This is a genomic window from Nocardia bhagyanarayanae (assembly GCF_006716565.1).
In the GTDB taxonomy this organism is placed as follows: domain Bacteria; phylum Actinomycetota; class Actinomycetes; order Mycobacteriales; family Mycobacteriaceae; genus Nocardia; species Nocardia bhagyanarayanae.
On record NZ_VFPG01000001.1, the window covers coordinates 4,292,373 to 4,302,959 of the forward strand.

10 protein-coding genes are annotated in these 10,587 nt (G+C 69.1%); 2 read left to right on the top strand and 8 right to left on the bottom strand.

Annotated features, from left to right (window positions below):
- Positions 1 to 64: 64 nt before the first annotated feature.
- The 3 genes from FB390_RS18480 to FB390_RS18490 all read right to left on the bottom strand — a co-directional run bounded on the left by FB390_RS18480 (position 65) and on the right by FB390_RS18490 (position 2,123).
- Entirely contained in the window at positions 65 to 1,009 is a 945-nt protein-coding gene (locus FB390_RS18480) for a LysR family transcriptional regulator (RefSeq protein WP_246124094.1), read from the bottom strand.
- 159 nt (positions 1,010 to 1,168) lie between these two features.
- Complete coding sequence (locus FB390_RS18485; RefSeq protein ID WP_141810055.1) at positions 1,169 to 1,600, bottom strand: DoxX family protein; 432 nt, start codon at positions 1,598 to 1,600, stop codon at positions 1,169 to 1,171.
- A gap of 172 nt (positions 1,601 to 1,772) precedes the next feature.
- Positions 1,773 to 2,123, bottom strand: coding sequence for a hypothetical protein (locus FB390_RS18490; RefSeq protein ID WP_185757078.1), 351 nt, complete (start codon positions 2,121 to 2,123; stop codon positions 1,773 to 1,775).
- A gap of 163 nt (positions 2,124 to 2,286) precedes the next feature.
- Between FB390_RS18490 and FB390_RS18495 the strand changes: the two genes are divergently transcribed.
- The gene (locus FB390_RS18495; RefSeq protein ID WP_141810056.1) at positions 2,287 to 2,721 is read left to right on the top strand and encodes a hypothetical protein; all 435 of its coding nucleotides are present in this window, start codon (positions 2,287 to 2,289) and stop codon (positions 2,719 to 2,721) included.
- Between the two features lie 172 nt (positions 2,722 to 2,893).
- Complete coding sequence (locus FB390_RS18500) at positions 2,894 to 4,075, top strand: serine hydrolase domain-containing protein (RefSeq protein WP_141810057.1); 1,182 nt, start codon at positions 2,894 to 2,896, stop codon at positions 4,073 to 4,075.
- 188 nt (positions 4,076 to 4,263) lie between these two features.
- Here the strand turns inward: FB390_RS18500 and FB390_RS18505 are convergent, their stop codons facing one another.
- From FB390_RS18505 to FB390_RS18525, 5 genes are all read right to left on the bottom strand, one after another.
- Positions 4,264 to 4,935, bottom strand: coding sequence for an MspA family porin (locus FB390_RS18505; RefSeq protein WP_141810058.1), 672 nt, complete (start codon positions 4,933 to 4,935; stop codon positions 4,264 to 4,266).
- Between the two features lie 27 nt (positions 4,936 to 4,962).
- Positions 4,963 to 6,537, bottom strand: coding sequence for an MFS transporter (locus FB390_RS18510; RefSeq protein ID WP_141810059.1), 1,575 nt, complete (start codon positions 6,535 to 6,537; stop codon positions 4,963 to 4,965).
- Positions 6,534 to 6,980, bottom strand: coding sequence for a nitroreductase family deazaflavin-dependent oxidoreductase (locus FB390_RS18515; protein ID WP_141810060.1), 447 nt, complete (start codon positions 6,978 to 6,980; stop codon positions 6,534 to 6,536). Before FB390_RS18515 ends, FB390_RS18510 begins: the two co-directional genes overlap by 4 nt.
- Positions 6,981 to 7,048: 68 nt before the next feature.
- Complete coding sequence (locus tag FB390_RS18520) at positions 7,049 to 9,289, bottom strand: MMPL family transporter (protein ID WP_221639296.1); 2,241 nt, start codon at positions 9,287 to 9,289, stop codon at positions 7,049 to 7,051.
- A 98-nt stretch (positions 9,290 to 9,387) separates the two neighbouring features.
- The gene (locus tag FB390_RS18525; protein WP_141810062.1) at positions 9,388 to 10,587 is read right to left on the bottom strand and encodes a cyclase family protein; all 1,200 of its coding nucleotides are present in this window, start codon (positions 10,585 to 10,587) and stop codon (positions 9,388 to 9,390) included.

Below are 10,587 nucleotides of genomic sequence, written 5' to 3' on the forward strand. Positions count from 1 at the left end.
GATCGACCCGTGATGCGGTGGGGCCTCGCCTCGGTGCGGCTCCACCTCGCGCTCGCCTTTGTGTTCAGAACATGAACAGTGCGCGGTCCGCGTCCGGGATCCAGCTCTCCGCCGCGGTGTCGCGGTTGTAGTTTCTCGCGACGTGCTCGACGAGGTGGGGAAGTCCGGGGTGCGGGTTGCGGGCGGACCACAGGAGCGCCAGGGGATAGGCGGGCGTCGGGTCGAGGATGGTGACGCGGCGGATGTGGGGATGCCAGGGTGTGCGGCCGCCGTCGCCGGTGAAGGTCATCAACGACGGTGATTCCGCGATGCGTTCGACGATCTCGGTAAGGCCCTCCAACCGCCCGCCGGTGTCGATGCGAATTCCGCTGTAGGCGGAGAGATCTCGGTAGAAATCGGCCCATTCCGACGGCACCGCTGCCCCCGGCACCCAAGCCGGATACTCGGCGGCCTCACATAATGTCACCGAGGTGCGGCCCGCGAACGGGTGATCCTTGCCGACCAGCAGGTGCAGTGGTTCCAAATATGCTGGGGCAGAAGTGATGTCGGACCCGAGCGGGACGGGACCGCCGTGGGCGCGGGCGAATGCCGCGTCGACGTGTCCGCCGCGCAGGGCATCTCGCGAGGTTGTTATCGCGTTGGAGACGACGATCTCGGTGTCGATGTGCGGGTGCTGCGCGAGATAGAAATCCATCAGCTCGGTGGCGGCCATGCGCTTGCCGAGCACCGCCACCCGCAACGGCCGCACCTCCTCCCGCACCGCGCGCACCGCGGCGTGCGAGGCCGCGAGGAGCGTGCGCGCGTGCGGCAGCAGTCGCGCGCCCGCCGCGGTCCGCACGGTGCTTCCGTGTCCGCGCTCGAACAACGTTGCACCGAGCTGTGTTTCGAGCTTCGCGATGCGTTTCGACACCGCCTGCTGGCTGATGCCGAGAACGTCCGCGGCGTAACTGAACTGTCCCTCGTCGGCCACCGCGACGAAGGCGCGCACCGCCGCGAGATCGAGATCCACCGCACCCTCCTCCGACAATCACGGTCGCTTCGCTGGAAGGGTAGTTCGGCAGACGGCCGCTGGATCGATCGCCGCCAACCCGACGGGCGATCGTTCCGGGGACGCGCGAGCGGCGATCGGTGGGTGGGCCACCGATCGCCGGTCGTGCTCAGGGAGTTTTCATCGCGACAGCGAGTTGCGCAGGTCGGTGAGGGTGGTGCGGCGCTCGTGGGCGATCCAGGCGAAGATCGCGGCGAGGACCAGGGGGAAGATCGCCATCGAGGGCTTGTCGGCGATGAAGGCCTGGGTTGCGGCGGCGAGCACGGTGAGAACGGACAGGCCCGCGGCGGCGAGGGCGCTGAGGCGGGGCACCATCAGGCCGATGCCGCCGGCGACCTCGGCGAGGCCGATGAAGATGAGCAGACCGAGGGGGATGGTCAGATTCTCGGGGGCGTTGTCCGCCAGGGTGTTCGGTATCACGAGCTTGGGTCCGCCGGAGGCGATGATGAAGAACAGGCCGAGCAGGATCTGCAGGGTCCACAGGACGCGGTTGCGGATCTTGCCGGGACGGTAGGTGAGGTGGTTGGCGAACGTGGCGGTGGCGGTGGTCATTTCTGGTCCTTCTGGTCGGTCGCGCCGGGTTGGTAGCGCGTTCAACCAATAGGACGGAGCACCGTCGGAGGATTCATCGCTGTCCGCGAAAGTTTTCGGACGGGATCGGCTGGAGCGATGGTGTCGGCCGACGCGGGACGCGCCGATTTCGCGCTCGACGCCGCGCGATGGATCAGTCCCGGTAGATCGTTACATAGGCGTTCGTCGCGGTCCCGATACTCATCGGGCCCAAGCACGAGGCCGTACCCTGGCCGGACGGGCCGAAGGAACCACTCCACGAACCCTGGTAGGGGCCGATGGCCATGAGCGGAAAGGCGTTGGGCACGCCGTGCAGGCCGAAGCACTCGACGACCAGGGCGTATTCCCGCCCAGCGGGTCCGTCGTCGTGGCACTTCGCCGTCGCGCCGACCAGGTCCCGCGTGACAACACAATCCTGCGGCGCGGCATGAGCCGCACCGGATCCGAGCACCGTGGCGAAACCGGAAATCACGGCGGCGGCAACTACAGCTGTCGTCGTTCTCATGCGAAATCCCTTCTGCCACATTGCTGCACTGTCGCTTGGCCATCGATTTCCAACGGTGAGTCGTTACAACGGAGAGATTGCGCGGCAGCGCTTGCGAGCGATGGTGCGGTAGGTTGTGGCGGCTATGAGGAGTCGCGATGAGGTCATGGACCGAATCGATCAGGTGTTCGCGGGCTCGCTGCCACTCACCGAGGACGAACTCACACCGCCGAGCATCGACGCGCCGTATGTCATCGAGCATTTTCACGGCCGGTCGCGCGCGGACATCGACCGCTCGAGCTTTCTGCCCGGCCTGCACATGGAAGACTTCACATACATGACCGCGCAGGCGGTCGAGTACTACCTCCCGGCGGTGCTGAAGCTGATGCTGATCCAACCGTACGACTTCGAGCTGTGGATCCATCTCAGCAGCTTTCTGGGGAGTGCGCGGCGCGACGGCGAGACGACCCTGCGCGGCCTCCGCCCCGCACAGCACGCGGCGATCGCGGACTGGTTCGAGCTGCTGTCCCGCGAGATCGCTGAGGGGATCGGATTCGATCGCAAGGACGCCACGAAGCTGGCGCGGCTCTATCGGCGGCTCGCGAACGCCGCGGCATAGCGTTCGGCGGGTCGTAAATCGCCGACCGGAGGGGGCTATCTCGAGCGCTCGACATGAGGGAGGCTGGGGGATGGGATGTCGGACGAGTCCGAAGCGGTAGACCGTCCATACGGTTGTTCGAATCGAATGTGCAAACAGACGTTCGAGACTGTTCGCTCTGTATCCGATCCCCATGATCGCCGGACTCGAGCCTGCGATCGCGGTGGGTTGGGGGAGAGGGGAGATCATGCGCTGGTTCGCGGCGGCGTTCCTTCTGGTCGTGTCGATGGTGTGGCCCGTGCCGAGTTCCGTCGGCGCGGAACCCGCGGTCGGCGCGAACTGGCAATCGGAGCTCGATCGGGTCGTGCTCGCCTCCGGGGTGCCGGGCGCGCAGCTGGTGGTGAGCGGCGACTCGGGCGAGATGCGGCTCAACAGCGGGGTGGGCGATGTCGGCACCGGCGCCCCGTTCCCCGACGACGCGCGGGTGCGCATCGCGAGCAACACGAAGTCGTTCGTGGCCGCCGTCGCCTTGCAGCTGGTCGGCGAGCGGCGCGTCGAGCTGGACTCGCCGATCGAGGCCTACCTGCCGGGTGTGGTGACCGGGCCGGGTGGCGACGGGCGCCGCATCACCGTGCGCAATCTGCTCCAGCACACCAGCGGCATCCCCGATTACCTGACCGAGGTGGACCTCGACAGCGTGGCGGGCATGCAGCGCTACCGTCCGGCGTCCGAGTTGATCGAGACCGCGCTGGACCGGCCTGCCGAGTTCGAGCCGGGCGCCCGATGGGGTTACTCCAACACGAACTATCTGATCATCGGCTCGATGATCGAACAGCTGACCGGCCTGCCGGTCGGCGTCGAGGTGACGCGGCGGATCATCCTGCCGCTCGGACTGCAGGAGACCTACTGGCCGCTGTATCCGCTGGAGCAGGTGGTGCGGGGACCGCATCCTCGCAACTACCTCGTCGTCGGAGCGGAACGCGTCGATATCACCGACATCGATCCGAACTGGGGCCTCGCCGACGGCGCGATCGTCGCCAGCGGACGGGACTTGAACCGCTTCTTCATGGCACTGATCACGGGCCGGGTGGTCGCGCCCGCGCAACTCGAGCAGATGCGCACGACGATTCCCAGCGGGGTGCCGTTGCTCGACCAGGAGATCGGGCTCGGGCTGTTCCGCAGGGTGAATCGGTGCGGCATCGAGACGTGGGGCCACGGCGGCTCGATCGCGGGCAGCAGCGTGGTGGGTGCGGCCACCGAACGGCACGCGGTCACCATCGCGATGAATCAGCTCCCCAGCCTCATCTCCTCGCTGGCTCCGCACGGGGGAGTGCAGGACGTGATCGACATGGTCCTGTGCGACCTCGCCCGGTGAGCGCCGGTGGGACGAGCCCGGCCGAATCTCCGGTCGACAAGCCGACGATGCCGCGAAACCGCTGTGCGCCGATCCGCGACGGTGAATGACGAGGCGACGTACCGGGAGACCGGGAACTCCCCGCACGGGACGGCGGAGCTGCTGATCGCCGGGCCGCAGTACCGGCGCGAGGGGACGATCCGGCAGCCCTAGCCGAGGCTGAACGGCGCGCCCCAGACGGTGAGATGGGAGGCGACGTTCGCGGTTTCGATTTCGACGCGGATGAAGGCTCGGGCTTGGGCGTAGCCCGCGCAGCCGGTCAGCGCGATGGTGGAGTCGGCCCAGGTGACCGAGGCGGTGTTGCCGCGAAAACGGTTGACGGGCTTGTGATCTTCGTTGCCGAAGTCGTCGGGAACCTCGACGTCCAGCAGGTAGAACGAGCGGGTCTGGCCGGGCCCGAGCGAGAGCGCGCCGCCGGACTCCGCGCCGGCGTTCGGGCGGACGTTCTGCCCGTCTCGCCAGCTGAGCCCGCCTTCCACGCCCCCCTCCACCCCGCCGCCGGAGATGTCCACCTGGCAGCCGACGGTGTAGCCGGGGATGAGCTTGCCGCCCGGCCGGTCGCCCGCGCCGGTCACCTCGACGTGCGCGCTGCCGGACACCCAGACGTTGCGGTGCAGCGGCGTTCCGCCGAGGGAGGGGTTGATGGTCACCGATTCGCCGGTCAGGCGCACGGTGACCACTGTCCCGTCCATGAGCGTCTGCACTTGGTGGGCGCCGGGTAGCGGCACCACCACGTCGGCGCCCGCGGTGCCGCAGGCGAGTGCGGCGACACCCGTCGCCACCACCGCTGTGGCTCGTCCGATCTGCTTGCGACAGTTCATGATTACCCTTCGATCTCGGCCCGCCCGTCAGGACGGGGCGGGTGCGTCGTCGTGTTCGGGCGCCGCCGGATCCTGGACGAAATCCCGGCGGCGGATCAGGAAGAGCGCGGCGGCGCCGACGATCACGCTGGCCAGCCCGCCGATGGTCGCCACGGCGTGCAGACCGGACACGAACGCTCGGTGCGCGGCGTCGGTCAACTCGGCCGCGTGCGCGGCCGAGGTCTCGGTCGTCAGCCGGTCGATGGATCCGGCCGCGACCGCGTCCACCGCGGCGGCGGGCACCGGCTGCCCGGACAGACTGTCGGCGATCCGCGCGTGCGCGACCGCGCCGAGCACCGCGACGCCCAGTGCCGAACCCACTTGCTGGAAGGTCTCGTTCACGCCGGAGCCCATGCCGGAGTCCTCCGGTGCGACGATGGCGACCGAGGCGTTGGCCCGCGGCGGATTGAACAACCCCATGCCGATGCCCGCGACCAGGAACGGCACCAGGGCGGCGGTCCAATCGTCCTCCGGGCCGATGGCGTTGAGCAGCAGGAACCCGATACCGGTGAGGATCAGCGCCGCGCCGATCAACCGGTTGGTCGCGACCCGCACGCTCAGCACGCCGCCGAGCACGCCCGCCACCAGCAGCATCGCGGTGAGCGGCAGGAAGCGCAGCCCGGTCTCGATGGCGGAGTGGCCGAGCACGCCCTGCATCCACAGCACGCCGAACAGGATCACCGGGATGACAGCGAAATTCAGGACGAACGTCGCCGCCGACAGCGCGTCGAAGGTGCGGTTGGCGAACAGCCCGAGATCGAGCATGGGATGCCTGCCGCGGCGCTGCACCAGTACGAACGCGGCGACCAGTACGACGCAGCCGGTGAAGCACAGGATGGTCGAACCCGCCGTCCACCCGGTCACCGGACCGCGAATGATCCCGTAAACCAACAGGAACAGCGCGGACGAGAACAGCACGAGTCCGGCCCGATCCACCGGCCTGCCGCCCCGGCGTGCGCTCTCGGGCACCTTCGCCAGCACCACGAGCAACGCCACCAGCCCGGTCGGCACGTTCAGGTAGAACACCCAGCGCCAATCGATCTCGGTGAGCGCGCCGCCGACCAGCGGTCCGGCGGCGACCGAGACTCCGGTCGTCATGCCGAACAGGCCGAACGCGGTACCGCGCTCCTTGCCGGTGAAGGCCGCGGCGAGCATCGCGGGGCCGACCGCGTAGAGGATGGCCGCGCCGACGCCCTGGACGCCGCGCGAAAGATTGAGCAGGAGCGGACTTCCCGCGACACCGCATGCCACCGACGCCGCGGTGAACACCACGAGGCCGGCGGCGAACAGGCTGCGCCTGCCGACCCGGTCCGCCAGCGAGCCGCTGGTCAGCAGGCACGCGGCCATGCCGAGCGCGTAGGCGTCCACCACCCATTGCAGCGCGCCGAAGCTGGCCGACAGGTCGGCCTGGATGGCGGGCAGCGACACGTTCACCACGGTGATGTCCAGGGTGAGCATGAAGGTGGAGACGCAGACGGTGGCGAGCACCCACCACCGGCTCGGATCGCGCACCGGTTCGAGCGCCGCCGAACTCGCCGTGGTGACGGGGCGTGTGGTGGTCATGGGGTCTCGCTCCAGCCGTGCAGTAGGAAGACGGGGTGTTTGTGCGCCTCGGCGGCGAACACGGCGGGCGCCGAGCGCGGCGAGGCGTCGAAGTACGGGATCGTCACCGGCGCCCTCTTGACGTACTGGTGCAGCACCTGCCCCGCGCGGTCGCCGTGCACGGCCTCCGCCCACACCCGCTGTTCGTCGTGGCCGCGGCGCAACAGAACGACGTCGCGTGCGCGCACGTTGTGCACCCAGCCCACCTCCCCGTAAGGGGAGACGAGCCACCGCTGTCCGTCGAATTCGATGATGCGGACCGGATTTCGGCGCGCGAGGCCGCTGCGCCTTCCGATGGTCTCCAGGATGTACATGCCGTCCGGTCCCGCGCCGCGCGCGGCCAACGCCATCACGGCGCGGTTGAGGACCTTACGGACCGGACCGGCTTGGTACTTCGCTGCCATGAGCTATGTCCTTCCGGGGCGGCGGGCCCGGCCAGAGGAGTCGACCGGGCCCGCCACGAAACCGGCGATCACCGCGACAGCGCTGTCGAGGTCGCCGCCGTGGCGCCGAGCGCATCTGCCGGTTCGATGCCACTCGGCCGGCCGGCACCGCCGGGCTCCGGAGCCGCGTCGGCTCCAGGTTCGGGAATTCCGTACTTCTGCCACCAGGCGGCCAGCGGCTTGGGCGCCCACCAGGCCTTGTCGCCGAGCAGCCGCATCGTGGCGGGCACCAGCAGACCGCGCACGATGGTGGCGTCCAGGAAGATGGCGAGCACCAGGCCGACGCCGATCATCTTCACGATGGTGATGCCGGAGAACACGAACGCGCCGAGCACCACCGCGAGCAGCAGCGCGGCGCTGGTGATCAGTCGCGCTGTGTGCCGCACGCCGAAGGCCACCGACTCCACCGGATCGCCGCTGCGCAGGTAGTGCTCGCGAATGCGCGCCAGCAGGAACACCTCGTAGTCCATGGCCAGACCGAAGGCGATCGCCATGATCATCATCGGCATGTTCGCGTCCATGAATCCCGCTGGAACGAAATTCAGTGGGCCGGAAAGGAACCCGTACTGGAAGATGAGCGCGACGATGCCGAAGGTGGCGAACAGCGAGAGCAGGTTCATCAGCACCGACTTCAGCGGAAGCAGCACCGAGCCGAAGGCGAGGAACAGCACCGCGAACGACACCACCGTGACGATCAGCAGCATCCACGGCAGCCGCTCGGCGAGCATGTCGAGCAGGTCGGCCACCGCCGCCGGGCGGTTGGTGAACGACGCGGTCGCCTCGGCGGGCGGCTCGACGGCCCGCAGTTGGCGCACCACGTCGCGGATCGGCGCGTCCATCGAGTCCAGCGAGTAGCCGAGCGTGACGCGGGCCAGGTCGCCCGCCGTTCCCGTGACGGCGGCGCTGTCCACGCCCTGCACCGCGCGCAGGCGGTCGAGATAGCCCGAAAGCGCTTGCTGGGCTTGCGGACTCGCGGCATCGCCGGGCATGTCGACCACCGCGGTGATCACCTTGGTCGGATCGAGCGGGAAGTCGCGATCGAGCTCCTCGGAGACGACCCGGCTGTCGGTGCCCGCGGGCAACGCCCAGTCGGCGGGCCGCGACCAGGTCGCACCCAGCAGCGGCAGACCGAGCAATACCAGCACCAGGCCGATGCTGCCCGCGGCGAGCACCGGACGGCGCATGACCGCGTGCGCGACCTTGTACCAGCGCGCGCCCGGCTCGCCGCCGCGCTTGCCGAACGACGGCAGCGGGATCCGCAAGGAGTTGATGCGCAGGCCGGCGAAGCGCAGCAGGGCGGGCATCACGATGAGCGCGCCGAGCACCGCGAACAGCACCACGCTGACGCCGGAGTAGCCGAGCGAGGTGAGGAACCGCGACGGGAAGATCACCAGGCCGCCGAGGGTGACCGCGACGGTGATGCCGGAGACGGCGACGGTGCGACCCGCGGTGGCCATGGTGGTGCCGATGGCGTCGTCGACCGTGCGGCCCGCGGCCAGCTCGTCACGGAATCGGTTGACGATGAGCAGCGCGTAGTCGATGGCGAGGCCGAGGCCGAGCAGGACGACCAGGTTGATCGAGAAGGTGGACAGGTCGGTGAACGTGCCGACCACCCGCAGCACCGCGAGCGAGCCGACCGAGACCACCACGCCGACCGCGAGCGGCAGCGCCGCGGCGATCGCGCTGCGGAAGATGATGATCAGCAGGATCAGCAGCAGCGGGAACGAGATCAGCTCGGCGCGGGCGAGGTCTTCCTCGGTGATGTCGTTGAACTGATCGTTCACCGCGACGAGGCCGCCGAAGCGGACCTCGAGGCCGGGCTGGTCGAAGAGGTGCTCGATCTCGCGCCACACCACGACCCGGTCTTCCTCGATCTGGCCGGGCAACTGCATGGAGATGTAGGTCTTGTGCCGGTCGGCGGAGACGAAGTCCGGCGAGCCGGTGGTCCAGAACGTCTCCAGCCAGGTGTAGGAGCTGCGCGGGACCTTGGCGACCGCGTCCTCGACCTGCGCGCGGAAGCGCGGATCGTCGACGGTCATCTCCGCGCTCTCGTACATGACCACTACGTCGGCGACGTGCCTGCCGAGGGTGGTTTCCAGGATCTCGTCCGCGTGGGACGACTCACTGGTCGGATCGTCCAGTCCGGCGCCGCCGCCGAGCAGGTTTCCCGCACCGGAGCCCCAGAGACCGCCGAGCAGGATGAACAGAACGGTGCCTACCACCACCCATCTGCGATGGGCGGCGGACCACCTGCCGAGTTTCTCGAACACGATTCCTCCACCTATATAGAGTCGTACTATCCACTACAGGTAGTGCTGCTATCTATTTCTGGAATGCTACGGCCGGTTGCCAAGCGCGGCAACAGCAATCAGACGAAGGCCAGCGCCCGCACCGGCGCGCCGAAGCCGCCGCGCAGCTTCGCGGCGCCGACCACGAGGGTCGCGCCGCTTTCCGGGACCGTGTCCAGCGCCGCCAGATTCTCGATGCCGTACCGGCCGGAGCGCAGCAGCATCCGGTGCACCATCGGCTCGAATCGGGTACCGACATCCAGGCTGCTTGTGTCGGTGCCGAAGCCGACGATGGAGCGTTCGGTGAGCAGGAATTCGGCGGCGTCGGGGCCGATGCCGGGAATCAGCAGGGCCAGCCGCAGCGGGTCGAAGGGCAGATAGGCGGCGGGATCGTGGACGCGGTGGTACCAGCCGGTGTCCATCGCGACGAACGCGCCGTCGGGGATGCGGCCGTTGCGCCGCTCCCAGTCGAGCAGGTCCTCCACGTGCAGTTCGGTCGTGTTGTCCTGGGCCGCTCGCTCGGCGATGCGGACTACGCACAGCGGCGCGACCAGGTTCTCCACCGGGATCGCGTCGGCGCGCGCCAGGCCGCGCTGGGAATGCGCGGGCACGTCGATGTGAGTTCCGGTGTGCTCGTTCATGGTCCATTCGGCGGTGTTGAAGCCGATGATCTCCTCGAACATCACCTGACGCTGCACCGGCCGGCGCACATACAGGTTGAACACCGGGAAGTCCGGCCCCACCGCGTGGGTCAGGTCGCGCACGGTGAAACCGCTCAGGTTCAGCGGTTGTGCCTGGGCGCGCGGTGCGCCGACCACCCCGGCGGCGGCCGACGCGCCCGCGATGCCGAGCGCCGCGCCCAGTGCGGTGCGCAGCGCGCGGCGACGGCCGATGCCCTCGGCGGCGATCGCGCCATGGCCGTGCTCGTGCGTCGCCCTAGCGCCGAGTTCACGCGGGGCTCGCGCACCGCGTCCGTTGTGCGCGGCAGCGTGGTATCCGTGGTGATCGACGGCGTCGTGCCCGTTGTACGTGGCGGCGCCGTGTCCGTTGTGCGCGGTCGCGCTGTGCCGGTGGTCCGCGGCAACGCTGTGGCTGTCCGCGGCGCTGTGGCCATGGTGTGCGGCGGTGCTGCGCGCGTTGTGCGGTGGGACACCGTGGTCGTGGCGCGCGCCCTCGTCGTGCTCGTGGTGCGCGCCTGCGTGGTGTCCGTGCCCGGTGCACAGGTCGTCGTGCGGCGGCGCCTCGGCCAGGGCGGCGGCGAGGATCTGCGGGGAGCACAT

Excerpts from the sequence above, each read along its gene's own strand:
- FB390_RS18485 (WP_141810055.1), bottom strand. The coding sequence starts at position 1,600 with ATGACCACCGCCACCGCCACGTTCGCCAACCACCTCACCTACCGTCCC.
- FB390_RS18490 (WP_185757078.1), bottom strand. The coding sequence starts at position 2,123 with ATGAGAACGACGACAGCTGTAGTTGCCGCCGCCGTGATTTCCGGTTTC.
- FB390_RS18500 (WP_141810057.1), top strand. The coding sequence starts at position 2,894 with ATGATCGCCGGACTCGAGCCTGCGATCGCGGTGGGTTGGGGGAGAGGG.
- FB390_RS18505 (WP_141810058.1), bottom strand. The coding sequence starts at position 4,935 with ATGAACTGTCGCAAGCAGATCGGACGAGCCACAGCGGTGGTGGCGACG.
- FB390_RS18510 (WP_141810059.1), bottom strand. The coding sequence starts at position 6,537 with ATGACCACCACACGCCCCGTCACCACGGCGAGTTCGGCGGCGCTCGAA.
- FB390_RS18515 (WP_141810060.1), bottom strand. The coding sequence starts at position 6,980 with ATGGCAGCGAAGTACCAAGCCGGTCCGGTCCGTAAGGTCCTCAACCGC.
- FB390_RS18525 (WP_141810062.1), bottom strand. The coding sequence starts at position 10,587 with ATGTGCTCCCCGCAGATCCTCGCCGCCGCCCTGGCCGAGGCGCCGCCG.